Origin of the sequence: Nocardioides sp. TRM66260-LWL (assembly GCF_020075545.1) — a bacterium.
Classification (GTDB): domain Bacteria; phylum Actinomycetota; class Actinomycetes; order Propionibacteriales; family Nocardioidaceae; genus Nocardioides.
In genome coordinates this window covers 33,560-59,010 of record NZ_JAIQZK010000010.1, presented here as the reverse complement: position 1 = coordinate 59,010, position 25,451 = coordinate 33,560, and the positions used below count along the sequence as shown (strand labels likewise).

The following is a 25,451-nucleotide window of genomic DNA, read 5'->3' as shown; positions in this document are numbered from 1 at the left end:
CCCGTGACTCCAGCGTCGTCCCCGCCCTCCGCGACCGCCACGTCCCGTCGCGACGAGCTGCTGCGGATCGCCGCGCGGCTCTTCGCCGAGAAGGGCTTCACCAACACCACCGTCCGCGACATCGCCGACGCCGCGGGCATCCTCTCGGGCAGCCTCTACCACCACTTCGACTCCAAGGAGTCGATGGTCGACGAGATCCTCCGGACCTTCCAGGAGGGGCTCTTCGCGGCCTACGACGAGATCCTCGCCAGCGACGACGACGCCCGCCGCAAGCTCGAGCGGGCCGTCCGGCTCTCCTTCGACGCCATCCACGAGCACGGCGACGCCGTGGCGATCTTCCAGAACGACGCGGCGCACCTGGGCGCGTCCGAGCGGTTCGCCTACCTCGCCGAGCGCAACGCCCAGTCGCGGCAGGTGTGGATGACCCTGCTCGAGGAGGGCGTGCGCACGGGCGTGCTGCGCGCCGACCTCGACCTCACGCTCACCTACCGCTTCATCCGCGACACCGTCTGGGTCGCCGTGCGCTGGTACCGCCCCGGCGGCCAGCACGCGCACACCGCCATCGCCGACCAGTACCTGACCATCCTCCTCGACGGGATCTCCCATGCCTGACGCCTACCTCGTCGACGCCGTCCGCACCCCGGTCACCCGCCGCGGGGGTGCGCTCGCCGGCGTCCACTCCGCCGACCTCGCCGCGCACGTGCTGAAGGCCCTCGTCGAGCGCACCGGCGTCGACGCCGGCGCCGTCGACGACGTCGTCCTCGGCTGCTGCGACACCATCGGCTCGCAGGCCGGCGACGTCGCGCGCACGGCCTGGCTGGTGGCCGGCCTGCCCGACCACGTGCCGGGCGTCACCATCGACCGCCAGTGCGGCTCCTCCCAGCAGGCCGTCCACTTCGCCGCCCAGGGCGTCATGTCCGGCACCCAGGACCTCGTCGTGGCCGGCGGCGTGCAGAACATGTCGGCCATCCCGATCTCCGCCGCGATGCTGGTCGGCCAGCAGTACGGCTTCTCGACGCCGTTCGCGGAGTCGCCCGGCTGGGTCGCGCGCTACGGCGACGTCGAGGTCAGCCAGTTCAACTCCGCCGAGATGATCGCCGAGCGCTGGGACTGCAGCCGTGAGGAGATGGAGGCCTTCGCCCTGGCCTCGCACGAGCGGGCCCTCGCGGCCGCCGCCGCGGGTCGCTTCGCCGACGAGATCGCCCCGCTGACCCTGCCCGACGGCACGGTCGTCGACGCCGACACCTGCCCGCGGGAGACCTCGCTGGAGCGGATGGCCGGCCTGCAGCCGCTGGCACCCGGCGGACGCATCACCGCCGCCGTCGCCTCCCAGATCTGCGACGGCGCCTCGGCCGTCCTGGTCGCCTCCGAGCGGGCCGTCGCCGAGCACGGCCTGACGCCGCGGGCCCGCGTCCACCACCTCTCGGTGCGCGGCGACGACCCCGTGTGGATGCTCACCGGCCCGATCCGCGCCACCCGTCACGCGCTCGAGCGCACCGGACTGACCGTCGAGGACATCGACCTGTTCGAGTGCAACGAGGCGTTCGCCTCCGTCGTGCTGGCCTGGATGAAGGAGCTCTCGATCCCGCACGAGAAGGTGAACGTGAACGGCGGCGGCATCGCGCTCGGCCACCCGATCGGCGCGACCGGCGCCCGGATCATGACCACGATGCTGCACGAGCTCGAGCGCACCGGGGGCCGCTACGCCCTGCAGACGATGTGCGAGGGCGGCGGGCAGGCCAACGTCACGATCATCGAGCGGCTGGACCGGCCGGGGGCCTGAGCCCTCAGGCCGCGGCCGGGGCTCCGGGGCTCGAGATCGCCTGGGTCCGCGAGCCGGCGAGCAGGCTGACCAGCAGCCCGATCCAGGCCACCACCGCGACGCCCGCGGCGATCACGGCGAGGTCGAAGCTGAGGCTGATCAGCCGATCGGAATAGCCGAAGGCCTGGGTGAGGGCCGAGCGGGTGGAGTCCTCGGTGTCGCCGAAGTCGGGCAGCACCGCGCCGAAGACCAGCAGCGCGCCCCAGAGCAGCCACTGCCAGATCAGCTCGACGCGGGTCAGGCCGCGCGGTCGCGCCTTGCGGACGAAGGCCAGCACGGTGGTGAGCGTCAGCGCCGCCAGCACGACCAGGGCGACCGGGATCAGCACCAGGCCGAACCAGCCGAAGACGCCGAAGACGACGCGGCCGATCCACACCCACGGCACCATCAGCAGGTTGATCGGGATCATCAGCAGGAAGGTGCGGCGGCCGCTCACGACGGACGCGGACGACGGCTGGTCGGGGGTCACGGCCGCATCGTAGGACGGCTGGAGGCGTCGCGAGCGCCAAACGCAGCCCGGCGGGACGGTCGACGTCGGCCGTGCGTTGCCCGATCGATCGTGCAGGTTCGCGCAGTGCACGGACGTGCACTCCGGGTCCGTTGACCCGGTCCCGGGCCAGCGGCTTGCCTGAGGGCCCGGCCGGTGCGACGACGTCGTCCCACCGCCGGGTCAACCGTCTCGGGCCGCTCCCCGGCCCCTCATGTGCAGGAGTGTCACGTTGAAACGACTCCTCGTGGGCGCGCTGAGCGTCGCCCTCGTCCCCGCCGTCGCGGCCACCACCGTGTCCGCCGCCCAGGCCGGCTCCACCGTCCCCTCCTCGAGCGCCACCAGCGCCCGCCAGGGTGACGCTCGGCCGGTCGCCCCGGCCACGGCGCGACTCCGCGCCCAGCAGTCCGCCCGTGCCCTGGTCGCCGAGCGGCCCGCGGCGCTGAAGGCCTCCCGTCACGACGCCTTCGTCGCGCGTCGCACGCACTCCTCCGAGGGCCTCACCTACGTCGCCTACGACCGCACCTACCGCGGCCTGCCGGTGCGCGGCGGCGACTTCGTCGTCACCACCGACGCCGCCGGACGCGTCCTGGGCACGTCGGTCGCGCAGACGCGTCCGGTCAGCCTGGCCGGCATCACGCCGCGTCGCGGCGCGGGCACCGCCACGGCCGTCGCCCTGCGTCAGGTGCGCGGCGGCTCCGCCGAGGCCGCGCCGACGCTGGTCGTCGTGCAGGGCCGCTCGAGCCGGCTGGCGTGGGAGACCACCGTCCGGGGCACCCGCGGCGGCGAGGCGTCCCGCCTCACCGTCGACGTCGACGCCCTCACCGGCAAGGTCCTGCGCACCCGCGAGCACGTCGCCGACGGCACGGGCAACTCCGCCTACGCCGGCACGGTCACCATCCCGACCTCGACCAGCGGCTCGTCCTACGTCATGCGCAACTCCAACGCCTCGAGCCTGGTGTGCCAGGACGCCGCCACCAACACGACGCTGGTGAAGTCCACCAACACCTGGGGCAACGGCTCGGCCACGTCCAAGGAGACCGGCTGCGTCGACGCCTTCTACGCCGCGGACCAGGAGCGGCGCATGCTCTCCACCTGGCTCGGCCGCAACGGCATGACGGGCAACGGCGGCTGGGTGCCGATCCGCGTCGGCCTCAACGACGTCAACGCCTACTACGACGGCACCCAGGTGCAGGTCGGCCACACCCAGTCCGGCGGTCGCTGGATCGGCTCGATCGACGTCGTGGCGCACGAGTTCGGCCACGGCGTCGACGACTACACCCCGGGCGGCATCTCCGGCGGCAACACCCAGGAGTTCGTCGCCGACACCTTCGGCGCGGCCACCGAGTGGTTCGCCAACAACGCCACGGACCGTCCGGACTTCACCGTCGGCGAGCAGGTCAACCTCGTGGGCTCCGGTCCGATCCGCTACATGTACGACCCGTCGCTGGCGGGTGACGACAACTGCTACTCCAGCTCCACCCCGACCCAGGAGGTGCACGCGGCCGCCGGTCCGGGCAACCACTGGTTCTACCTGCTCGCCGAGGGCTCCAGCCCGACCGACGGCCAGCCGTCGAGCCCCACCTGCAACGGGGCCAGCGTGAGCGGCATCGGCATCCAGAAGGCGATGACGATCATGTACAACGCGATGCTGCAGAAGACCTCGTCGTCGTCGTACCTGAAGTACCGCACCTGGACCCTCACCGCGGCGAAGAACCTCTACCCGGGCAGCTGCGTGGAGTTCAACGCGGTCAAGGCCGCCTGGAACGCCGTCAAGGTGCCGGCGCAGGCCGCCGACCCGACCTGCTGAGCCCGGCTGAGCCCAGCCCCGCAGGCCCTCCCGCACGAGGCCGTCCGTCCCGCTGGGACGGGCGGCCTCGTCGCCGTCACAGGACGTACGACCGGGCCCGTCCGAGCTCCTCGGCGGCGCGGGTGACGATCCGGTCGATCAGCTCCTCGCAGCTGGGCAGGTCGTCGATCACGCCCACGACCTGGCCGCTGGCCAGGACGCCGGCGCCGGTGTCGCCCTCGACCAGACCGGCCTTGAGCATCGTCGGGGTGTTGGCGGCGAGCGTCATCTGGGCCAGGGTCCGGCCCTGGGTGCGGCGCATCGCGCGGCCGTCGCTGATCAGCTGCGGCCAGCTCATGCCGCTGTCGCGCTTGAACTCCCAGGTGCGGCGCACCGTCGGGGCGAGCCGTCGCAGGGTGCTGCCGCCCTCGATCTCCTCGACCAGGGCGGTGCGCAGCATCCGGTGCGGCATGCCGTCGACCTTGGCGGTGACGACCGTGCCCGTCAGGTCGTGGCCGAGGTAGAGCTCCTTGACCGCCTGCGGCACCGCGGAGTCCGAGGTCAGCAGGAAGCGGGTGCCCATGCCGACGCCCGCGGCGCCGTACGACAGCGCGGCGGCCAGGCCGCGGCCGTCGAAGAAGCCCCCGGAGGCGACGACGGGGATGTCGACGGCGTCGAGCACGGTCGGGAGCAGCAGGGTCGTGGGCACCGGCCCGGTGTGGCCGCCGCCCTCCCCGCCCTGCACCATCACCGCGTCCGCGCCCCAGGCCGCGACCTTGCGGGCGTGCTTGGCCGCGCCGATGGAGGGCATGACCACGACGTCGTGCTCCTTGAGCCGCGCGATCAGCTCGGGCTTCGGCGCCAGCGCGAACGAGGCCACCTTCACCCCGTGGTCGATCAGGAGCCGGCAGCGGTCGGCGGCGTCGCCGGCGTCCGCGCGCAGGTTGACGCCGAACGGCGTGCCGTCGGGGATGCGGCCCTTGACCTCGAGGATCGCCTGCTCGAGCTCGGCGAAGGACATCGTGGCGCTGGCCAGGATGCCCAGGCCGCCGGCGCGGGCGGTCGCGCTGACCAGCCGCGGGCCGGAGACCCAGCCCATGCCGGTCTGGACGATGGGGTGCCGCACCCCGACGAGGTCGGTGAACGGCGTGCGGAGGAGCTGCTCGATCATCGGGACTCCCGGGTCGGCGAGGGCAGGGGGACCTCCTTGAAGCGCAGGCCCTTCGGGTCCAGCACCTCGCGGATCAGGACGAGCTCCTCGGCGGACGGCTCGCGGGTCGTCGGCACCTCGTCCGGCACGGCGAGCGCGAACCCGGTGGCGGCCACGACGTCCTCGACGGCCACGCCCGGGTGCACCGACCGGAGGCGCACCGTGCCGTCCGGACCGCCGAGGTCGAGGACGGCGAGGTCGGTGACGATGCGGTGCACGTCGTGGAACCGCGACGCGGCGGTCCCGGCCTCGCGGGCCCGGCGCGGCCCGACGCCGGACACGACGTCGACGTGCTCGACGAAGACGCGCGGGGAGTGGCGCGGCACCCAGTACGACGTCCGGTTGTTCACGGTGTTGCCGGGCGCGCCGCGCGAGCCGAGCAGCTGGCGGGTGGGTCGGTCGAAGGGGCCGATCGCGGAGATGTTCTGGTTGCCCTCGCGGTCGATCTGGGTGGCGCCCATCATCACGTGACGCGGCCCGTTGGCCACCACGTCGAAGACCCGCCGGAACGGGATCCAGCCCTCCACGACGTCGGCCTTCGCGAACAGCGGCGGGGTGCCGGCGAGGAACAGCGACTCGCCGTCGGAGATCACCAGATCGGGGTTGCTGGTGAGCCGGGCGAGGCGGACGCCGAGGGTCGGCAGCAGCCCCATCGGGCTGGCGAAGATCTCGCCGTCCTCGGCGAACGCGTCGGCGATGGCGGCCGCGCAGACCTCGGCGCGGGCGGGGGACCGGTCGGCGGTCGGGGTGTCGGGCTGGGTCACGACTGCTCCTCGTGGAAGGCGCGCACCGCGGCCTGGTAGTCGGTCTCGTCCCCGGCCAGGAAGCGCTGCTCGAAGGCGGCCCACTCCTCGTCGGAGCCTCCCGCGGCGGCGGCGTAGGCGCGCTGGAACCGCTCGTCGCGCTCGTAGTCGGGCGTGCAGGTGGTGAAGTGCGCGCCGTGCGGGGTCTCGACGACGCCGTCGACGTGCATGCGGCTCAGCAGCAGACGCTGCACGGGGGAGTCGACCGTCAGGCCGGCGGTGTCGACGATCTGCTCGACGCTGAGGAACGTGCGATCGGCGGCCAGCGCGAACAGGTCGTCGAAGTAGGGGTCAGGGCCGAGGTAGGCGGCGTTGCCGTGACGGTCGGCCCGGTTGAGGTGCACCAGCGCGACGTCCAGCCGCAGGGCCGGCACCGCGACGAGCTCCTCGTGGCCGAACCCCTCGTCGTACGGGCTGGTGACGGTACGGAGCTCGGGGTTGTTCACCAGCACGTCCGAGCCCAGGCCGGCGCGCATCGGCAGGAACGGCAGCCGCTGGGCCGCGGCGCGCAGGCCGGTCTGGAACATGCCCTCGTCCAGCTCGACGACCTCGGGGATCGTGCCGAGCTGGCGCGCCCGCTGGAAGCTCGGCTCGAGGGGGATCGAGTCGAGGCTCACGAACGCGTACACCAGGCGGCGCACCTTGCCGGCCCGCACCAGCAGCCCGACGTCGGCGCCGCCCCAGCTGACGATCGTGAGGTCGCGCAGGTCGGAGCGGAGGATCGCGCGCACCAGCGCCATCGGCTTGCGCCGAGGACCCCAGCCGCCGATGCCGATCGTCATGCCGTCGCGCAGCTCGGCGACGACCTCGTCGATGCTCATCCGCTTGTCGCGGGGCGTGGCTCCCATCGCGGCGCCGCCCCTCAGCCCCGGGCCTTGGCGGTGCCCGCGAAGGCGTCGCGCAGCTCGTCGGAGACCCCGGCGAGGTTGAGCTCGAAGGTGAAGCCCTGCTCGAACCGGTAGCTCCTGTTGACGTCGACCGGGTCGATGCCGTTGAGCGCCGCCTTCGCGGCCCGGATGACCCGGCCGTCCTTGGCGGCGATCTCGCCGGCCACGGCGAGCGCGGCGTCGTCCAGCCCGGCGCGCGGCACGACCTCGAGCACCGAGCCGAACTGCACCAGCTGCTCGGCGCGGATCGTGCGGGCGGTGAAGTAGAGGGTGCGCATCAGGTGCTGGGGGACGAGGCGGGCCATGTGGGTGGCCGCCCCGAGGGCGCCCTGGTTGACCTCGGGCACGCCGAAGTAGGCGTCGTCGCTGGCGACGATCACGTCCGCGTTGCCGACCAGGCCGACCCCGCCGCCGACGCAGAAGCCGTTGACCGCCGCGACCACCGGCACCGCGCACTCGTAGACCGCCTTGAAGGCCGCGTAGCAGCCGCGGTTGGCGCCGAGCAGGGCCTCGAAGCCGGACGTGTGCTGCATCTCCTTGATGTCGACGCCGGCGTTGAAGCCCTTGCCCTCGGCGCGCAGGACGACGACCTTCGTCGCCGCGTCGGCCGTGGCCTCGTCGAGGGCGGCGGCGACGTCGTACCAGCCCTGCACGGGCAGGGCGTTGACCGGCGGATGAGCCATGGTGACGACCCGGATGCCATCGGGGCGCAGCTCGGAGGTGATCGGCATAGATGCCAACCTAACACTTGCTTGGTAGGGTCGTCAGCATGTCGCTCGCCCTGGATCTCGCCGGTCGCGTCGCGCTCGTCACCGGTGGCCAGCGCGGCATCGGACGAGGCATCTCCGCCGTGCTGGTCGCGGCGGGCGCCACCGTCGTCACCTGCTCGCGCTCGGAGGTCGACGACGTCGTGCCCGGCTCGGCGCACCGGCTGTGCGACGTGCGCGACCCGGCCGCCGTGACCGCCCTGGTCGACGCGGTCGTCGCCGAGCACGGCCGGCTCGACGTCCTCGTCAACAACGCAGGTGGCGCGCCGGCGACCGACGCGGCCACGGCGTCCGCGCGCTTCCACGAGCGGATCGTCGGGCTGAACCTGCTCGGGCCGCTGGCCTGCGCGCAGGCCGCCAACGCCGTGATGCAGCGTCAGGGGACCGGCGTGATCGTCAACATCTCCTCGATCGCGGCGTCCCGTCCCGCTCCGACGATCGCCGCCTACGCCGCGGCCAAGGCCGGCGTCGACTCGCTCACCCGCTCGCTGGCGATGGAGTGGGGCCCGGCCGTGCGGGTCAACGCGGTCGACGTCGGCCTGTGCCGCACCGAGCACACCGACGACCACTACGGCGGCGACGCCCAGGTGGCCGCGATCGAGTCGACCATCCCGCTGGGGCGCATGGCGCGTCCCGAGGAGGTCGGGGCGGTGGTGGCCTTCCTGGCCAGCGACCTCGCCTCGTACGTCTCCGGTGCCCGCGTCGCCTGCGACGGCGGCGGCGAGCCCCCCGTGTTCCTCCACCTCGGCCGCACGTTCGCGGCCGCCACCTCCCAGGAAGGCTGATCCATGTCGTCCCAGCTGCTCGCCGGTCGCGTCGCCATCGTCACCGGAGCCGGTCGCGGCATCGGTCGTGCCCATGCCCTCGAGCTCGCCCGCCACGGCGCCGCCGTCGTCGTCAACGACTACGGCGTGACGCTGGCCGGCGAGTCCGCGGGGGAGTCGCCCGCCGACGCGGTGGTCGCCGAGATCGAGGCCGCGGGCGGGCGTGCCGTCGCCAACGGCGCGGACGTGGCCGACTTCGCGCAGGCCGCGGCGATGGTGCAGCAGGCGATCGACGTCTTCGGCGGACTCGACGTGCTGGTCAACAACGCGGGCTTCGTCCGCGACCGGATGCTCGTGAACACCTCCGAGGAGGAGTGGGACGCCGTCATCCGGGTGCACCTCAAGGGCCACTTCGCGCCGCTGCGTCACGCCGGCGCCTACTGGCGCGCCGAGGCCAAGGCCGGACGCACCCGCGCGGCCCGGGTGATCAACACCTCCTCCGGCGCCGGCCTCCAGGGCTCGATCGGCCAGGCCACGTACTCCGCCGCGAAGGCCGGCATCGCGGGCCTCACCCTCGTGGCCGCCGCCGAGATGGGGCGCTACGGCGTCACGGTCAACGCCATCGCCCCCGTCGCCCGCACCCGCATGACCGAGGGCGCCTTCGACACCTCCGCCATGGCCGTGCCCGAGGACAACTCCCCGATCGTCGCGTGGCTGGCCTCGGAGGAGGCGGGCGACGTGACCGGACGCGTGATCGAGATCGACGGCTCGCGGGTGACCGTCGAGTCGGGCTGGCGACACGACGCCTCCCGCGACCTCGGCCGCCGCTGGTCCGCCCCCGAGGTCGGTCCGGCCCTGCGCCAGCTGCTCGCCGGCTCTGCCGCTCCCGAGCCGGTGTACGGGGCGTGAGCGGCGCCAGATTCGGCGGCTGACCGCCGAAGTTTCGGCGGTCAACCGCCGAAACTGTCGGTTGGTGTACGAACCTTCGTACGCTCACCGACAGGTTGCGTCATGCCGCCCTGCGAGCCAACTGGTGGATCCGCCGCAGGAGCCCGATCGGGTCCTCCAGGTCCTGCCATGTCACGCGGAGGACCGGCAGCCCGCTGACCTCGCGGATGCGGTCCTCACGTCGCTTCTCCCGCAGGACGCACTCGCCGATCGACTCCCCGGGCCGCCGGTGGTTCGTGTACTTGATGCGCCCGTCGAACTCGACGAGCACGCCGAGCTCGGGAAGATACAGATCGACGAAGGCGAAGGGATCGCCAGAGTCGTCACGGATCGGGTGCTGGAGCACGATGCTCGTCACCCCGAGATCGTGGAGGAGGAGGCGGAGCCGGGTCTCGCCGACGCTGTCGGCACCGACTCGGGCCAGGCCGAGGCTGGTCGACGCCCTGAGGTGCTCCGGCCAGTCCGTCCGCTGGGCGAGCCCGGCCTGCAACTCGGGGAAAGTCGTCAGAGATCGGCGCAGGAAGTCGTCGGCGACCACGACGGCGACATCGCGGGGGACGAGCCCGGCGACGTCGAGGACGGTTCTGGTGGGTGCGGTGAGCCAGTGGCCGTCGACCCTGGTCAGATCGCCGACACGACACGAGCCGCGATGGTGGTGGACCTTCGCCCGGCGACGTTGCCCGGTCTGGTCGAGGTCGGTGATGTGCACGGCGTCGAGGTCGATGCCCCACGCCGGCGCGCCCTGGAGGAGGGCGGCGCTGGTGTGGGAGAGGCAGACATCGTTCGGATAGAGCCGCATGACGCCGCGGCTCAACGCGAGGTGGCGCTCGGCGGAGGTCGCTTCTCGCCATCGCGGTCCTAGGCAGTAGACGCCGTGACGGATGCGGACGATCTCGCCGGTACGCAGACGCCGTTGCAGCGCCAGGTCGTCGATGCCGGCGCGTACCGCGTCTCGTCGGAGGAAGATCCCGTGCTCGTCGCAGAGGTGCTCGATCATGCGTCGACCCTCGCCGCCGGGGGCCTGGGGTAGCCATCCGCCTCCGCGATCGGTGGATCGCTGAGACCGCGGACTGCTTGTGCGCAAGACCTGGCTTCTGCTGATGGGGGTGGGACGCGACGGAAGCTTTCGGTGGGAGTTCGTAGCTATGAACGCCCACCGACAGTTTTGGCGGCCAACCGCTGAAGCTTCAGCGGTTGGCCGCCGAAACTGCGCGCCCCGCCCGCCCTCACACCCGCTCGAGCACCGTGCCGGTGGCCATGGCGCCGCCGGCGCACATGGACAGCAGGGCGGTGGAGGCGTCGCGGCGCTCGAGCTCGTGCAGGGCGGTGGTGATGAGTCGGACGCCGGTGGAGCCGACGGGGTGGCCGAGGGCGATGGCGCCGCCGTTGACGTTGACCCGGTCGAGGTCGGGCCGGTGCACCGAGGCCCACGACAGCACGACGGAGGCGAAGGCCTCGTTGACCTCGAAGAGGTCGAGGTCGGCCATCGTCATGCCGGCGCGCTCCAGCACCCGCCGGGTGGCGTCGACGGGGCCGTCGAGGTGGAAGTACGGGTCGGAGCCGACGAGGGTGTGCGCGCGGATGCGGGCGCGGGGGGTGAGGCCGAGGGAGCGGGCGAGGTCCTCGTCCATCATCAGCACCGCCGAGGCGCCGTCGGAGATCTGGGACGAGGTGCCGGCGGTGTGCAGCCCGTCGGGCAGGACCGTGCGCAGGCCGGCGAGCCCCTCGAGCGTGGTGTCGCGCAGCCCTTGGTCGGCGTCGACGACGCGCGTCTCGCCGGTGGCCGCACCCTCGGCGTCGAGCACGGGGGCGGTGAGCGGCGCGATCTCGCGCTTGAACCGGCCCTCGTCGACCGCGACCCGGGCCTTGGCCTGCGAGGCCAGGCCGAAGGCGTCGAGGTCGGCACGGGTGAGTCCGCGGTGACGGGCGATCCGGTCGGCGGCCTCGAACTGGTTGGGCATGTCGATCGTCCAGTCGTCCGGACGCGGGTCGCCGAGGCCGGGCGGCACGTTCGCGCCGAGCGGGATGCGCGACATCGCCTCCACGCCGCACGCGATGCCGACCGAGATCGAGCCGGCGGCGATCATGTCGTGCACGAGGTGCGCGGCCTGCTGGCCGCTGCCGCACTGGGCGTCGATCGCCGTGCCGGCGGTGTGCTGGGGGAGCCCGGCGTGCAGCCAGGCGCGCCGCACCATGTCGTTGCTCTGCTCGCCGGCCTGCGTCACGCAGCCGCCGACGACCTGCTCGACCAGCTCGGGGTCGACCCCGGCCCGCACGCACACCTCCCGCTGCACGAAGCCGAGCAGGACGGCGGGGTGGACGCCGGCCAGCCAGCCCTTGCGGCGGCCGAGAGGGGTGCGGACGGCGTCGACGATCACGGGGTTGCCCATGCGGAGAAACTAGAACAAGTTCTCATTCGGGGGCAAGAATCGCGAGATCGCCCTTCCCTGCATACTCCCGGCATGTAACCCTGATCACTAGAACAGGTTCCAAGTCTAGGAGAGCACGTGACCCTCGCCCCCGACGTCCCCGTCGCGCCGTTCGACCCCACCGACCCCGACGTGATGGTCGAGCGGGTCCCGCACGACGAGCTGCTCGCGCTGCGGCGCACGGCGCCGGTGTCCTTCGTCCCGCAGGACGAGGACGCGCGGGCCGGCTTCCCCGACCACGCCGGCTTCTGGGCGATCAGCAAGCACGCCGACGTGGCCGCGGTCTCCAAGAACCAGACCGACTTCTCCACCCGCGAGAGCGGCGTGATCATGCGGTTCGCGCCGGGCATGACCAAGGACGAGCGCGAGGCCTCGGGCTTCCTGCTGATCAACCACGACGCGCCCGACCACACCAAGCTGCGCCAGATCGTCTCGCGCGCCTTCACGCCGCGCTCGATCAACGCCCTGCACGACAACCTCAAGGAGCGGGCGACGGCGATCGTGGCCGCCGCGATCGAGAAGGGCGAGGGCGACTTCGTCGAGGAGGTCGCCGCCGAGCTGCCGCTGCAGGCGATCGCCGAGCTGCTCGGCGTCCCGCAGGAGGACCGCGGCAAGCTGTTCAGCTGGTCGAACCAGATGATGAGCTACGACGACCCCGAGGTCGAGGGCGACCAGATGGTCGCGTTCGCCGAGATCCTCGCCTACTCCATGGCGCTGGCCGACGAGCGTCGCCGCAACCCGCAGGACGACATCGTCACCAAGCTGGTCAGCGCGGACGTCGACGGACGCGGCCTCACCGACGACGAGTTCGGCTTCTTCATGATCCTGCTCGCGGTGGCCGGCAACGAGACCACCCGCAACGCGATCACGTGGGGCATGCACGCCTACCTCACCAACCCCGAGCAGTGGGAGCTGTTCCGCGCCGAGCGTCCCCGCACCGCCACCGACGAGATCATCCGCTGGGCCACCCCCGTGACGGCCTTCCAGCGCACCGCGATCCGCGACGTCGTCGTGGGCGGCCAGGCGATCCCGGCCGGCGAGCGCGTCGGGCTGCTGTACGCCAGCGCGAACTTCGACGAGGACGTCTTCGCCGACCCCTTCCGCTTCGACATCACCCGCGACCCCAACCCGCACCAGGCCTTCGGCGGTCACGGCGCCCACTACTGCATCGGGGCCAACCTCGCCCGGCTCGAGGTCGACCTGATGTTCAACGCGATCGCCGACGCCGGCGTCCGCATCGAGCTGCGCGGCGAGCCGCGTCGGCTGCGCAGCGGCTGGCTCAACGGCGTCAAGTCGATGCCGGTGGCCTACCACCGCTGAGGCCCGTCCGGCCGACCTCTCTCGGGACCCCCGTCCGCACCCGCCAGGAGCACCGCCATGACCGTCATCGAGCCCCTCCGCGTCCTGCCCGAGGGCGTCAGCGACTTCACCGATCCCTCGCTCATCGTCCGCGGCATCCCGCACGAGGCCTTCCGTGCCGCCCGGCGCCATGCGCCGGTGCACTGGGTCGAGCAGGCGCCGGGCACCTACGACGGCATGGCGCCGGAGTCGGGCTCGGGCTACTTCGCGGTGACGCGGCATGCCGACGTCGCTGCGGTGTCGAAGAACAGCCGCGACTGGTCGGCGGAGGAGAACGGCGCGATCATCCGGTTCTCCGAGGGGATGCTGCGCGAGCAGATCGAGCTGCAGCGCACGATCCTGCTCAATCAGGACCCGCCGCACCACACGGCGCACCGGGCGATCGTCTCCCGCGGCTTCACCCCGCGCTCGATCGCCGAGCTCGAGGAGACGATGGTCGCCCGGGCGTCGGCGATCGTCGCGGACGCCGTCGCGCAGGGGTCGGGCAACTTCGTCGAGCAGGTGGCGGCCGAGCTGCCGCTGCAGGCGATCGCCGACCTGATCGGCGTCCCCCAGGAGGACCGCCACCGGCTCTTCGACTGGTCGAACCAGATGCTCGCCTCCGACGACGACCCCGACATCGAGGGCGACCCGGAGACCGCCGCGGCGGAGATCCTCGGCTACGCGATGATGCTCGCGGCCGATCGCAAGGCGAACCCGCGCGACGACATCGTCACCAAGCTGATCAACGCCCACAAGGGCGACCGCGGCCTGACCGACGACGAGTTCGGCTTCTTCGTCATCCTGCTCGCGGTCGCCGGCAACGAGACCACCCGCAACGCGATCACCCACGGCATGAACGCCTTCCTCGAGTTCCCCGAGCAGTGGGAGCTCTGGAAGGCCGAGCGCCCGGACACGATGGTCGACGAGGTCGTCCGCTGGGCCAGCCCGATCAGCGTCTTCCAGCGCACCGCGCTGGTCGACACCGAGGTCGGCGGCGTGCCGGTCGCGAAGGGCCAGCGGGTCGGCCTCTTCTACGCGAGCGCGAACTTCGACGAGGACGTCTTCGACGAGCCGTTCCGCTTCGACATCACCCGCGACCCCAACCCCCACGTCGGCTTCGGCGGCCACGGCGCGCACTACTGCCTCGGCGCCAACCTCGCGCGGCAGGAGATCCGGGTCATCTTCGACGCCCTCGCCGACCACGCGCCCGACATCCGCCGGCTCGCCGAGCCCGACCGGCTGAGGCACGCCTGGGTCAACGGCATCAAGCGACTCGAGGTCGCCTACCGCTGACCGCTCCCCGCTCGATCGGCTCCGGCGATCGGCTCGGACGAGCCGCGCCGGTCAGTCGCGCGCGGTCAGCACCAGCGGTCCGTCGGCGGTGATCGCCACCGTGTGCTCCATGTGCGCTCCGCGCGAGCCGTCGTCGCTGCGCAGCGTCCAGCCGTCGGGGTCGGTGTGGATGCGGTCGGTGGTGTGCAGGAACCACGGCTCGATCGCGATCACCAGGCCCGGGCGCAGCTTGAACCCGCGGCCGGCCCGGCCGTCGTTCGGGACGTGGGGCTCGCCGTGCATCGTGCGGCCGACGCCGTGCCCGCCGAACTGGGTGTTGATCCGCAGGCCGGCCTGGCGCGCGACCGCGGCGATCGCGGCGGAGATGTCGCCGATGTGGTTGCCCGGTCGGGCCGCGGCGATGCCGGCCTCGAGCGCGCGTCCGGTGACCTCGATCAGCCGGAGGTCCTCCTCGCGCGGGGTGCCGACGACGACGCTGAGGGCGGAGTCGGAGACCCAGCCGTCGACCGAGGCGGCGAAGTCGACGCTGAGCAGGTCGCCGTCGCGCAGCACGTAGTCGTGCGGCAGGCCGTGCAGCACGGCGTCGTTCACCGACGTGCACAGCACCTTGCCGAACGGGGAGGCGCCGAAGCTCGGGTGGTAGTCGATGTAGCACGACTCCGCGCCGCGCTCGCGGATCATCCGGTGCGCCTCGGCGTCGAGGTCGAGCAGGTTGACGCCGACGTCCGCGACCTCCGCGAGCCGGGTGATGACGTCGGCGACGAACCGGCCGGCCGCCCTCATCTCCTCGATCTGGGCGGGGGTGCGGAGCTCGATCATGTCTCCCAGCCTAGGTGCTCGGTTTGGCCATAGGGGGCCGGGGGAACGGTGCCGGTCATGCCTGCCGCCCTGAGCCGCGTCCGCCTGGCCGTCCTCTCCGTCCTGCTCTGCTTCTTGGGTCTGCTGGTGCAGGTGGGGCCGGCTGAGGCCGTCACCTATCGGACGGTGACGAAGACGATCCGCGGGGTCGACTCGTTCTACTCGACGACCTTCGCCACCTGCCTGGAGGCTCGGTACTCAGCTGTCATGAGCGCACGTGCGTACTTCGCGAACAAGAAGAACAACTTCGACCAGCCGCGCATCTCGAAGATGTCACTCTCGGTGGTGACGAAGCGATCCTGCTCGTCCACGAGGCCGACCGAGGCGCGGAACCGCTTCGACGAGATCAGCTACTCCTCCCTGGTGTACGGGCAGGGCTGCCGGTCCAACCCGAGCTTCTCCGCTTCCCTGCCGTGGTCCATCGGAGTCGCCGTCACGCCGACCTGCGGCCGCGTGCAGCGGGCGCGATTCGGCGACTCCCAGGGTCGCGCCCGGGGGGCGCATGTCTTCGAGACGACCAACGTCAAGACCCTCGCCTGGAACGACACCGACACCTGGACTCCCCGCGTCCCGGCGGCAGGCACCTACGCCGAGCTGTGCACGAGCGTTGCTGCTTCCGTCTCCATCCGGAACACCACGGGCACGTCGCGCCGAAAGCTCACGAGGTCCTTCGTCTTCAAGGACGCCTGCATCCGGGATCGATGATCTCGATGAAGAGGCCGCGACCGTCCACGCGCTCGACCCAGCCCGGGCTCGTCGAGATGCGGCGGCGTCGGATCCTCTGAGGGGAGCTCCGACGCCGCCGGTCGTCCCGTGGAGGGCGCAGATCCGGACTCAGCTGGTCGGCGGCTCCGAGCCGACGACCCACATGGCGAAGAACTGCGAGCCGCCGCCGTAGGCGTGGCCGAGCGCCTTGCGGGCGCCGTCGATCTGGTGCTCGCCGGCGCGTCCGCGCACCTGGAGCGCGGCCTCGCCGAAGCGGAGCATGCCGGACGCGCCGATCGGGTTGGACGACAGCACGCCGCCGGAGGCGTTGACCGGCAGCCGCCCGTCGATCGCGGTGGCCCCCGACTCGGTGAGCCGCCAGCCGGCTCCCTCCTCGGCGAAGCCCAGCGACTCCAGCCACATCGGCTCGAACCAGGAGAAGGGCACGTAGATCTCGGCGGCGTCGATCTCGTCGATCGGCGAGGTGATGCCGGCCTGTCGCCACAGGGCCGCGGCGGCGTCGCGGGACGCCTGGGGGTTCACCTGGTCGCGCTCGGCCGCCGTGGTGGCCTCCGAGCGCATCACGGTGCCGTGGATCCAGGCCGGGTCGGGAGACCGCCTCGCGACGTCCTCGGCCGCGATCACCAGGGCGCACGCGCCGTCGGAGGACGGGCAGGTCTCCTCGTACCGGATCGGGTCCCACAGCATCTGCGAGGCCAGCACGTCGTCGACGGTCTTGGTCTCCCGGAGGTGGGCGTAGGGGTTCCTGAGCGCGTTGGTGCGGTCCTTGGCGGCCACGATCGCGCCGATGTGCGTGGGCGCCTCGGAGCGGCGGATGTAGGAGCGCACGTGCGGGGCGAAGTAGCCGCCCGCGCCGGCGTGCACGGGCATGTTGAACGGCACCGGCACCGAGAGCGCCCACATGGCGTTCGACTCCGACTGCTTCTCGTAGGCCACGGTGAGCACCGTGCGGTGCACGCCGGCCTGCACCAGGGAGGCCGCGACGATGGCCGTCGAGCCCCCGACCGAGCCGGCGGTGTGGACGCGCAGCAGCGGCTTGCCCGCCGCGCCCAGCGCCTCGGCCAGGAACAGCTCGGGCATCATCACGCCCTCGAAGAGGTCGGGCGCCTTGCCGACGACGATCGCGTCGATCTCGTCGAGCGTGAGGCCGGCGTCCTCCAGCGCCCGGTCGATCGCCTCGCGGCACAGGCCGGCCATGGAGACGTCCTCGCGCTTGGCGCGGTGGTGGGTCTGGCCGACGCCGATGACCGCGGCGGGCTGCTTGCTCATCGGGTGGCTCCTTCGGGCGAGCTGGCGAGGGTGCACAGCAGGTTCTGCTGCAGGGCGGGGCCGGAGGTCGCGTGGGCGAGCGCCTTGTCGGCCTCGCCGCTCCAGATTCGCGTGGCGGCCTCGCCGACCCGGATGCCGCCGGCGGAGAACATCGGGTTGCCGGCGAGCGCGCCGCCCGAGGGGTTGACTCGCACGTCGTCGTCCAGACCGAGCTCGCGGCGCAGGATCAGCTCCTGGTGGCTGAAGGGCGCGTGCAGCTCGGCGACCTCGACGCCGCCGAGGTCGAGCGCGGCGGCCGAGCGGGCGGCCGAGGGGGAGCGGGTGAGGTCGCGGGTGCCGAGGCTCATCGGGTCGATGTGGTGCGAGAGCCCGGTCAGCCAGGCGGGACGGTCCCGCACGTCGCGCGCGCGGTCGCCCGCCGCCAGGACGATGGCCGCAGCGCCGTCGGTGACCGGCGCGCAGTCGTGCTTGCGCAGCGGGTCGGCGTACATCGGCCGCTCGAGCAGGGCCTCCACCGACGAGCCGCCCTTGCGAATCGCGTGCTCGTTCTTCTCCGCGTCGGTGAGCGAGCGCTGGACGACCTCGGCCATCGCCCGCTCGTCCCACAGGCCGGCGTCGAGGCCGATCCGGGCCTGCAGGCCGGCGAGCGACACGGTGTCGGGCCACAGCGGCGTCATCGTGTACGGCTCGAGCTGCAGCGCCAGCGTGCGGCGCAGCGTGCCGGCCGAGCTCTTGCCGAAGGCGTAGACCAGCGCGGTGTCGACCTCGCCGGTCTGGATCTTCAGCCAGGCCTCGTACATGGCCCAGGCGAGGTCCATCTCGACGTGCGACTCGTTGACCGGCGGGATGACGCCGATCGCGTCGACGGCCTGCACGAAGGAGAACGAGCGGCCCGCGAGGTAGTCCGAGGAGCCGGAGCACCAGAAGCCGACGTCCTGACGGGTCCAGCCCGTCTGCTCGTAGCACTCCTGGAAGAGGGGGACGAGGAGCTCGACGCAGGTCGGCGACCCGTCGAACTGCTCCATCTGTCGCTGGGCGAACCCGACGACGGCGACGTCACGCATGGTCGGTGCCTTTCAGAGGTGGTGGCGGTAGGAGTCGAAGTCGGCGTCGGGCTCGCCGGTGGGCGCGAAGTGGCTGATGTTCTCGATCGTCGTGCCCCACTCCTCGCGGGGCTTCCACACCGCCTTGACGCGCATGCCCATGCGCACCTGGTCGGCCGGGATGTCGAGGATCAGGTGCAGCACCGCGATGTCGGCGCCGTCGAGCAGCACGTAGGCCGAGACGTACGGCGGGGTGATCCGCTGGCCGAGGAACGGCACGTTGACGATGCAGAACGTGGTGACCGTGCCGCTGTGGGACACCTCGACCTCGTCGGTGGTCGGCGTGCCGTCGGTGGGGCAGGCGGCACGCGGGGGCACGTAGACCTTGCCGCAGGACGGGCAGCGCTGGCCGACGATGCGGCCTTCGGCGAGGCCCCGGTAGAAGGCCGACTCCTCCGGGGAGGCGGCGTAGACGTAGTCGAGGGAGACGGGCGTGATGACGCCGGTCACCGGGTCGGGAACGGCCAGCGGCTCGGTGCCGCCCGCGCCGCCGGCGCCGCCCGCGCCCGCCGCAGAGCCGTCGGCCGGCTCGAAGCAGGCGATGTCGGTGATCGCGCCGACCCGCTCGCCGGCCCAGCGCACCCGCACCCGCATGCCCGTCGAGACCGCGTCGGGCGTCGGCACGTCGAGCGCGTGCAGCAGCGTGCGGGTGGCGCCGTCGAGAAGCACGAGGGCGAAGGCGAAGGGACGGTCGAGCGGCTGGCCCTTGACCGGCTCGGGCACCCAGGTCCACGACACGACGCTGCCCTCGGCGGCGACCTCGACGAAGTCGTCCAGCTGCGCGTGGGTGACGGGGTCGTACTCCGGCGGCGGGACGACGATCTCGCCGTCGGAGGTGCGGCCGGCGACGACGACGCCGTCCCGCAGCCCGGTCAGGAAGCGTCCGAGGACGGGACCGGTCGAGCGGGTGTAGTCGAACGCCACGGTGACGGGGGCCTGCAGGGTTCTCGACATGGCCGCAAACTAGAACACGTTCTATACCTGGGGCAAGGGCCGTGAGAGGGTGCGCGCATGAGACTGGGACTTCAGCTGGGGTACTGGCAGGCGCAGCCGCCGACCAACCACGCCGGGCTCGTCGCTGCGGCCGACGAGAGCGGCTTCGACGCCATCTTCACCGCCGAGGCGTGGGGCTCCGACGCGTTCACGCCGCTGGCGTGGTGGGGCCGCGAGACCCGCAACGTGCGGCTCGGCACCTCGATCGTCCAGATGTCGGGGCGCACCCCGACGTCGATCGCGATGCACGCGCTGACCCTCGACCACCTCTCCGGCGGCCGGATGATCCTCGGCATGGGCGTGAGCGGCCCGCAGGTCGTCGAGGGCTGGTACGGCCAGCCGTTCGCGAAGCCGCTGGCCCGCACCCGCGAGGTCGTGTCGATCATCCGCCAGGTCCTGGCCCGCGAGGGCGCGGTCACCAACGACGGCCCCCACTACCCGCTCCCGCTGCGCGGCGAGGGCGCGACCGGCCTGGGCAAGCCGCTCAAGCCGATCACCCACCCGCTCCGGGCCGACCTGCCGATCTGGCTCGGCGCCGAGGGCCCGAAGAACGTCGCCCAGACAGCGGAGATCGCCGACGGCTGGATCCCGATCTTCTACACGCCCGGCTCGGCCGGGATGTACCAGCCGTGGCTCGACGAGGGGTTCGCCCGGCCCGGCGCCCGCCGCACCCGCGCCGACTTCGAGATCGCGGCCACCTGCCACCTCGAGATCGTGCCGGACGCCGCCGCCAAGCAGGCCGCGATCGAGGCGATGAAGCCGTTCGCCGCGCTCTACATGGGCGGCATGGGCGCCAAGGACGCCAACTTCCACAAGCAGGTCTTCGAGCGGATGGGCTACGAGGAGCTCGCCGGCACCGTCCAGGAGCTCTACCTGACCGGCCGCAAGGACGAGGCCACCGCCCTGATCCCCGACGCCCTGATCGAGGACATGCACATCATCGGCACCGAGGGCGAGGTCAAGGAGAAGGTCGCGCAGTGGGCCGAGACCGGCGTGACGACGCTGATGCTCAGCCTGCGCACGCCCGAGGAGGTCCGGCGGATCGCCGAGCTGCTGGCCTGACCCGGCCTCCCCGGAGGCGCGGGCTCACCCGTCGGGGCCGTGGCGACCGCCGCGGCCCCGGCACAGTGGGGGCATGACGACGCAGCGCACCGCCCCGGGCGGCACCCTCCGACTCGGCGACCGCACCGTCTCGCGCCTGGGCTACGGCGCCATGCAGCTGGCCGGCCCCGGCGTCATGGGTCCGCCCCGCGATCCCGACGCCGCCCGCACCGTGCTCCGCCGCGTCGTCGAGGCCGGCGTCACCCACATCGACACCAGCGACTTCTACGGACCGCACCTCACCAACCAGCTGATCCGGGAGGTGCTGCACCCGTATCCCGACGACCTGACGATCGTCACCAAGGTCGGCGCCCGGCGCAGCGAGAAGGGCGACTGGCTGCCGGCCGGCCGTCCCGAGCAGCTGGTCGCCGGCGTCGAGGACAACCTGCGCCACCTCGGCGTCGAGACCCTCGACGTGGTCAACCTGCGGGTCATGCCGCCGATCGCGGCGGAGCCGAAGCTCACGGCCGCCGTGGGCGCGCTGGCCGAGCTGCAGCAGCAGGGCAAGATCCGCCACCTCGGCGTCAGCGAGGTGACGCCCGAGCAGCTGGGGTGGGCGCGCGGCGTCGCGTCGATCGTGTGCGTCCAGAACGAGTACAACCTGGCGAAGCGCGAGGACGACCCGCTGATCGACCACCTCGAGGCCGAGGGCCTGGTCTACGTGCCCTACTTCCCGCTCGGGGGCTTCACGCCGCTGCAGTCGCAGGTGCTGGACGCCGTGGCGTCGCGCCGGGGCGTCTCGGCGCAGCGCGTGGCGCTGGCCTGGCTGCTGCAGCGCTCCCCGGCGATCGCGGTGATCCCCGGGACGTCCTCGCCCGAGCACCTGGCCGACAACCTCGCGGCCGCCGATCTCGTCCTCGACGAGCAGGACCTCCTCGACCTGGAGGGCATCGCCGGCTGACGCCCGTGCCCGGCGGTGGCCACGCCCCTTGCCGCACAAATAGAACGCGTTCTAGTCTCCCGGCGTGACCGACACGCTGCGCACCCCGACCCACAACGGCCACCTGATGGTCGCGGCCCTCAAGCGCCACGCGCGCCGTCCGATCGTCCACCTGGGCGACGTGACGCTCACCGGCCGCGAGGTCGCGGAGCGGATCTCGCAGTACGTCCAGGCCTTCGAGTCCCTCGGCGCCGGACGCGGCGTGGCCGGCGCGCTGCTCGCGCTCAACCGTCCCGAGGTGCTCTTCGTGCTCGGCGCGGGCCAGACCCAGGGGTTCCAGCGCACCTCGCTGCACCCGCTCGGCTCGGCCGACGACCACGCCTACGTCATCGAGGACGCCGGCATCAGCGTGCTCGTCGTCGACCCGTACTTCGCCGACCGCGCCGTCGAGCTGGTGCAGCGGTGCCCGAAGCTCGGTCAGGTGCTGACGATCGGCCCCGTGCCGCCGCAGCTGGCCGACCTGCCCGGCGTCACGGCCACCGACCTCACCGAGGTCGCGGCCGGCTTCGAGCCGCGTCCCCTCGAGGCGGCGCTGCTGGAGCCCGACCACATCACCTCGATCACCTACACCGGCGGCACCACCGGCAAGCCGAAGGGCGTCGTCGGCACCGTCCGCGCCTTCTCGACCATGGCGCAGATCCAGATGGCCGAGTGGGAGTGGCCCGCGCAGCCCCGCTTCCTCATGTGCACCCCGCTCTCGCACGCGGGCGCGGCGTTCTTCGTGCCGGTCGTGCTGCAGGGCGGCACGCTCTTCGTCTCCGCGCGCTTCGACCCCGCCGAGGTGCTGAGGACCATCGAGGAGCAGCGGATCACCTCGCTCATGCTCGTCCCGACGATGCTCTACGCGCTGCTCGACCACCCCGACTCGCGCACCCGCGACCTCTCCAGCCTCGAGACGGTCTACTACGGGGCCTCGGCGATCAACCCGGTGCGCCTGAAGGAGGCGATCGAGCGGCTCGGCCCGATCTTCGCCCAGTACTACGGCCAGTCCGAGGCGCCGATGGTCATCACCTACTTCGCCAAGGGCGACCACGTCGACGAGGACGGCCGGCCGCTGGAGCACCGGCTCACCTCGTGCGGCCGGCCCTCGGCCTACCTGCGCGCGGCCCTCCTCGGCGAGGACGGCCGGCCGGTGGCGCAGGGCGAGCCGGGGGAGATCTGCGTGGCCGGACCGCTGCTCTCGGCCGGCTACTGGCAGTTGCCGGACGCCACCGCCGAGACCTTCCGCGACGGCTGGATGCACACCGGCGACGTCGCCCGCGAGGACGAGGACGGCTTCTGGTACATCGTCGACCGCACCAAGGACATGATCGTGACGGGCGGCTTCAACGTCTTCCCGCGCGAGGTCGAGGACGTCGTCGCCGAGCACCCGATGGTCGCCCAGGTCGGCGTCATCGGGGTGCCGGACGAGCGGTTCGGCGAGGCCGTCACGGCGGTCGTCGTGCTGCGCGAGGACGCCCCGCGCGACGAGGCCTCGATCGCGACCATGACCGCCGAGATCCAGGCCGCCGTCAAGCAGCGCAAGGGGTCGGTGCAGGCGCCGAAGCAGGTGATCGTCGCCGACGCGCTGCCGCTCACCGGGCTCGGCAAGCCGGACAAGAAGGCGCTCCGCGCGCGGTTCTGGACCGGCGAGCGCGCCGTCGGCTGACCGGACGGCCCGGGCCGGCCGCCGGGCTCAGCCCGCGTCCGGCACCTCCCGCACCGAGACGTCGCGGATCTCGAAGAACGCCCGCGGACGGAACCCGAACGCCGAGGCCACGAGGCTCGACGGCACGGTGCGGCAGCGGGCGTTGTAGGCGCGGACGTTGCCGTTGAAGAACCGGCGGGCGGCGGCGATGCGGTCCTCGGTCGTGACCAGCTCGCGCTGGAGGGCCAGGAAGCCGGCCGACGCCTTCAGGTCGGGGTAGGCCTCGGCGCGCGCGAGCACCTGCCCGAGCGAGCCGGTGAGCGCGTCCTCGGCGGGGGCGCGGTCGGCGGGCGGACGTCCGGCCGCGGCCACGGCGCTCTCCCGGGCGTCGGTCAGGGCCGCGAGGACCGCCGCCTCGTGCGCCGCATAGCCGCGCACGGTCGCGACCAGGTTCGGGACCAGGTCGTGACGCCGGGTGAGCTCGACGTCGATGCCCGACCACGACTCCTCGATCAGCGCCTGCTGGGAGCCGAACCGGTTGTACATGACGATCACCGCGAGTCCGGCGAGCAGGACGACGCCGGCCGCGACGGCGAGCGCGATCATCCGCGGCCTCCGCGCAGATCGTCCCAGACGAAGTCGGGCACGAGGTCGAGCACCGAGGCCAGCATCGCCAGCCTCGTCTCGACGCCGTCGACCTCGTAGGAGCCCCGCTCGACCAGGATCATCGCGTCGTCCTCGATCCGCCAGCCGAGGTCGCGCAGGTGCAGCAGGTGCTCCATCATCCGCGGGTGCAGCACCGCCGAGGCGAACCGCCGGTCGCGGGAGTTGACCCGGAAGGCCCGGTTGAACTCCTCGGACTCCAGCTCGATGTCGGTGTTCAGCAGCCGTCCCGCGAACCGCTCGAGCACGTTCTCGGGGTCGACCACGAGGCCGGGGGTGCGCACGCCCAGCTCGATCACCGTCAGGCAGTGGCGATGGGTGACCGTGCGGGCGTTCTCGCCGCTGCCGTCTCGCGTCTTGTGCACGTAGTCGAAGACGACGAACGGCCGCCCGGCGTGGGTGCCGCGCAGCACGTGCCGCGTCCTCCGGCCGAACCCCCGGCCGAAGGGCTCCCCGGAGAACCGGTGCACCAGGCTCGGATCGGAGTCGGCGAGGCTCCAGCCGCGGGCGGTCGCGAACGCGGTGAGGGCGGCGCGGTGCCGCTGCTCGGCGCGGTACGACAGCCAGGCGACGAGCGCGATCAGCGCGAGGGCGCCGACGAACGCGAGGACGATCACGGGCTCAGCATGCCGTCCGGCGTCCCCAGGAAGGCGGACGTTCGCCGAACGGTCGGGGTCCGTCGCAGGCCTCCGCGGCTGTCGGGCCGGACCTGAGCATCGCTGCTCATGTGGGTCCGCCCTGCGGCCGCGAGGCTGGGACGCGCGGTGCGGCCAGGGCTATCGGGACCCTGGCGGCGCCGCTCCCACGTCAGCGGCCGCGGAAGACCGGCGCGCGCTTCTCCAGGAACGCCCGCGGGCCCTCCTTGGCGTCGTCGGAGGAGAACACGGCGGCGCCGATGCGGGCGTCGTCGGCCCAGCACTCGTCCTCGTGGCGGCCCTCGGACGCGCGCATCGTCCGCAGGATCGCCTGGACGGCGAGCGGGCCGTTCGCGGCGATCCGGTCGGCGAGCTCGCGGGCCTTCGTCAGCGCCTCGCCGTCGGGGACGACGTGGCCGATCAGGCCGATCTCCTTCGCCTCGGCGGCGTCGAGGGTGCGGCCGGTCAGCAGCAGCTCCGCGGCCACGGTGTAGGGGATCTGGCGGGGGAGCCGCACCGCCGAGCCGCCCATCGGGTAGAGGCTCCACCGGGCCTCGGCGACGCCGAACCGGGCGGACGCGCCGGCCACGCGCAGGTCGGTGCCCTGGAGGATCTCGGTGCCGCCGGCGATCGCCGGGCCCTCGACCGCCGCGATCAGCGGCTTGGTCAGGCGGAAGCCCTTGAGCAGGCCCTTGATGATCGTGGGGTCGTAGCTGCCGTCCTCGAAGCTCTCCGACGGCGGCTTCTCGTCGGCCGCCTTGAGGTCCATGCCGGCGCAGAAGTAGCCGCCGGCGCCGGTGAGGATGCACACGCGGATCTCGGGGTCCTCGTTCACGCGGTCCCACGCCGACTCCATGATCCGCAGCATCTGCGAGGAGAGCGCGTTGCGACGCTCGGGACGGTTCATGGTGACGATCAGGACGTGGCCGTCCTGCTCGACGAGGCAGTCGGGGGCCGTCGCGGCGGCGTCCGGCTCGGTGATCGCAGCGGTCATGG

The 25,451-nt window shown here is 72.6% G+C and carries 25 protein-coding genes; 11 read left to right on the top strand and 14 right to left on the bottom strand.

Features of this window, described 5'->3' with window-relative positions; all coding sequences use genetic code 11:
• The first annotated feature begins 3 nt into the window (after positions 1-3).
• Complete coding sequence (locus K8Z61_RS17330; RefSeq protein WP_224131391.1) at positions 4-612, top strand: TetR/AcrR family transcriptional regulator; 609 nt, start codon at positions 4-6, stop codon at positions 610-612.
• Positions 605-1,783, top strand: coding sequence for an acetyl-CoA C-acetyltransferase (locus K8Z61_RS17325; protein ID WP_224131389.1), 1,179 nt, complete (start codon positions 605-607; stop codon positions 1,781-1,783). The genes K8Z61_RS17330 and K8Z61_RS17325 overlap by 8 nt, the downstream gene beginning before the upstream one ends.
• Positions 1,784-1,787: 4 nt before the next feature.
• On the opposite strand, the gene K8Z61_RS17320 is transcribed toward K8Z61_RS17325, so the two are convergent.
• Positions 1,788-2,291 carry a hypothetical protein gene (locus K8Z61_RS17320; protein ID WP_224131387.1) on the bottom strand — a complete coding sequence of 168 codons (504 nt, stop codon included), beginning with the start codon at positions 2,289-2,291 and terminating at the stop codon, positions 1,788-1,790.
• Between the two features lie 250 nt (positions 2,292-2,541).
• Between K8Z61_RS17320 and K8Z61_RS17315 the strand changes: the two genes are divergently transcribed.
• Complete coding sequence (locus K8Z61_RS17315) at positions 2,542-4,119, top strand: M4 family metallopeptidase (protein ID WP_224131385.1); 1,578 nt, start codon at positions 2,542-2,544, stop codon at positions 4,117-4,119.
• Between the two features lie 76 nt (positions 4,120-4,195).
• On the opposite strand, the gene K8Z61_RS17310 is transcribed toward K8Z61_RS17315, so the two are convergent.
• Genes K8Z61_RS17310 through K8Z61_RS17295 form a run of 4 tightly spaced genes read right to left on the bottom strand, consistent with a single transcriptional unit; the run spans position 4,196 to position 7,729 of the window.
• Entirely contained in the window at positions 4,196-5,269 is a 1,074-nt protein-coding gene (locus tag K8Z61_RS17310; protein ID WP_224131384.1) for a nitronate monooxygenase family protein, read from the bottom strand.
• Positions 5,266-6,072: a CoA-transferase subunit beta gene (locus tag K8Z61_RS17305; protein ID WP_224131383.1), complete on the bottom strand. Its 807-nt coding sequence runs from the start codon at positions 6,070-6,072 to the stop codon at positions 5,266-5,268. Before K8Z61_RS17305 ends, K8Z61_RS17310 begins: the two co-directional genes overlap by 4 nt.
• Positions 6,069-6,959: a CoA transferase subunit A gene (locus K8Z61_RS17300; RefSeq protein ID WP_224131382.1), complete on the bottom strand. Its 891-nt coding sequence runs from the start codon at positions 6,957-6,959 to the stop codon at positions 6,069-6,071. Before K8Z61_RS17300 ends, K8Z61_RS17305 begins: the two co-directional genes overlap by 4 nt.
• Positions 6,960-6,973: 14 nt before the next feature.
• A complete protein-coding gene (locus K8Z61_RS17295) occupies positions 6,974-7,729 on the bottom strand; it encodes an enoyl-CoA hydratase family protein (protein WP_224131381.1) in 756 nt (251 codons plus the stop codon).
• Positions 7,730-7,767: 38 nt separating this feature from the next.
• Here K8Z61_RS17295 and K8Z61_RS17290 point away from each other — a divergent pair, with 38 nt between their 5' ends.
• Complete coding sequence (locus K8Z61_RS17290) at positions 7,768-8,550, top strand: SDR family oxidoreductase (protein ID WP_224131380.1); 783 nt, start codon at positions 7,768-7,770, stop codon at positions 8,548-8,550.
• A gap of 3 nt (positions 8,551-8,553) precedes the next feature.
• Positions 8,554-9,438: an SDR family oxidoreductase gene (locus K8Z61_RS17285; protein ID WP_224131378.1), complete on the top strand. Its 885-nt coding sequence runs from the start codon at positions 8,554-8,556 to the stop codon at positions 9,436-9,438.
• A 100-nt stretch (positions 9,439-9,538) separates the two neighbouring features.
• On the opposite strand, the gene K8Z61_RS17280 is transcribed toward K8Z61_RS17285, so the two are convergent.
• Together K8Z61_RS17280 and K8Z61_RS17275 are read right to left on the bottom strand one after the other, a co-directional pair.
• Positions 9,539-10,474: a type IV toxin-antitoxin system AbiEi family antitoxin domain-containing protein gene (locus K8Z61_RS17280; protein WP_224131377.1), complete on the bottom strand. Its 936-nt coding sequence runs from the start codon at positions 10,472-10,474 to the stop codon at positions 9,539-9,541.
• A gap of 229 nt (positions 10,475-10,703) precedes the next feature.
• On the bottom strand, positions 10,704-11,867 hold the full coding sequence (locus K8Z61_RS17275; protein ID WP_224131375.1) for a steroid 3-ketoacyl-CoA thiolase: 1,164 nt from the start codon (positions 11,865-11,867) through the stop codon (positions 10,704-10,706).
• Positions 11,868-11,984: 117 nt separating this feature from the next.
• Here K8Z61_RS17275 and K8Z61_RS17270 point away from each other — a divergent pair, with 117 nt between their 5' ends.
• Both K8Z61_RS17270 and K8Z61_RS17265 read left to right on the top strand, forming a co-directional pair.
• On the top strand, positions 11,985-13,226 hold the full coding sequence (locus K8Z61_RS17270) for a cytochrome P450 (protein ID WP_224131373.1): 1,242 nt from the start codon (positions 11,985-11,987) through the stop codon (positions 13,224-13,226).
• 57 nt (positions 13,227-13,283) lie between these two features.
• A complete protein-coding gene (locus tag K8Z61_RS17265) occupies positions 13,284-14,540 on the top strand; it encodes a cytochrome P450 (RefSeq protein WP_224131371.1) in 1,257 nt (418 codons plus the stop codon).
• A 51-nt stretch (positions 14,541-14,591) separates the two neighbouring features.
• On the opposite strand, the gene map is transcribed toward K8Z61_RS17265, so the two are convergent.
• Entirely contained in the window at positions 14,592-15,359 is a 768-nt protein-coding gene (gene map, locus K8Z61_RS17260) for a type I methionyl aminopeptidase (protein ID WP_224131369.1), read from the bottom strand.
• A 57-nt stretch (positions 15,360-15,416) separates the two neighbouring features.
• On the opposite strand from map, the gene K8Z61_RS17255 reads away from it, so the two are divergent.
• Entirely contained in the window at positions 15,417-16,103 is a 687-nt protein-coding gene (locus K8Z61_RS17255; RefSeq protein ID WP_224131367.1) for a hypothetical protein, read from the top strand.
• Positions 16,104-16,232: 129 nt separating this feature from the next.
• Here K8Z61_RS17255 and K8Z61_RS17250 read toward each other — a convergent pair whose 3' ends face one another.
• Genes K8Z61_RS17250 through K8Z61_RS17240 form a run of 3 tightly spaced genes read right to left on the bottom strand, consistent with a single transcriptional unit; the run spans position 16,233 to position 19,450 of the window.
• Positions 16,233-17,393 (bottom strand): thiolase domain-containing protein, encoded by a 1,161-nt coding sequence (locus tag K8Z61_RS17250; protein WP_224131365.1) that lies wholly within the window; start codon positions 17,391-17,393, stop codon positions 16,233-16,235.
• Positions 17,390-18,457: a thiolase domain-containing protein gene (locus K8Z61_RS17245; RefSeq protein ID WP_224131364.1), complete on the bottom strand. Its 1,068-nt coding sequence runs from the start codon at positions 18,455-18,457 to the stop codon at positions 17,390-17,392. Before K8Z61_RS17245 ends, K8Z61_RS17250 begins: the two co-directional genes overlap by 4 nt.
• A gap of 12 nt (positions 18,458-18,469) precedes the next feature.
• Entirely contained in the window at positions 18,470-19,450 is a 981-nt protein-coding gene (locus tag K8Z61_RS17240; protein WP_224131362.1) for a Zn-ribbon domain-containing OB-fold protein, read from the bottom strand.
• 57 nt (positions 19,451-19,507) lie between these two features.
• Here K8Z61_RS17240 and K8Z61_RS17235 point away from each other — a divergent pair, with 57 nt between their 5' ends.
• The 3 genes from K8Z61_RS17235 (at position 19,508) to fadD8 (ending at position 23,178) form a co-directional block, all read left to right on the top strand.
• Positions 19,508-20,551, top strand: coding sequence for an LLM class F420-dependent oxidoreductase (locus tag K8Z61_RS17235; RefSeq protein ID WP_224131360.1), 1,044 nt, complete (start codon positions 19,508-19,510; stop codon positions 20,549-20,551).
• Positions 20,552-20,624: 73 nt separating this feature from the next.
• The gene (locus tag K8Z61_RS17230; protein WP_224131358.1) at positions 20,625-21,491 is read left to right on the top strand and encodes an oxidoreductase; all 867 of its coding nucleotides are present in this window, start codon (positions 20,625-20,627) and stop codon (positions 21,489-21,491) included.
• Between the two features lie 64 nt (positions 21,492-21,555).
• The gene (fadD8, locus tag K8Z61_RS17225) at positions 21,556-23,178 is read left to right on the top strand and encodes a fatty-acid--CoA ligase FadD8 (protein ID WP_224131356.1); all 1,623 of its coding nucleotides are present in this window, start codon (positions 21,556-21,558) and stop codon (positions 23,176-23,178) included.
• A 27-nt stretch (positions 23,179-23,205) separates the two neighbouring features.
• On the opposite strand, the gene K8Z61_RS17220 is transcribed toward fadD8, so the two are convergent.
• The 3 genes from K8Z61_RS17220 to K8Z61_RS17210 all read right to left on the bottom strand — a co-directional run bounded on the left by K8Z61_RS17220 (position 23,206) and on the right by K8Z61_RS17210 (position 25,449).
• Positions 23,206-23,763, bottom strand: coding sequence for a LemA family protein (locus tag K8Z61_RS17220; protein WP_224131354.1), 558 nt, complete (start codon positions 23,761-23,763; stop codon positions 23,206-23,208).
• The gene (locus K8Z61_RS19445) at positions 23,760-24,437 is read right to left on the bottom strand and encodes a DUF3137 domain-containing protein (protein WP_224131353.1); all 678 of its coding nucleotides are present in this window, start codon (positions 24,435-24,437) and stop codon (positions 23,760-23,762) included. The genes K8Z61_RS17220 and K8Z61_RS19445 overlap by 4 nt, the downstream gene beginning before the upstream one ends.
• 190 nt (positions 24,438-24,627) lie before the next feature.
• Positions 24,628-25,449, bottom strand: a complete 822-nt coding sequence (locus K8Z61_RS17210; protein WP_224131352.1) for a crotonase/enoyl-CoA hydratase family protein — start codon at positions 25,447-25,449, stop codon at positions 24,628-24,630.
• Positions 25,450-25,451 lie beyond the last annotated feature (2 nt).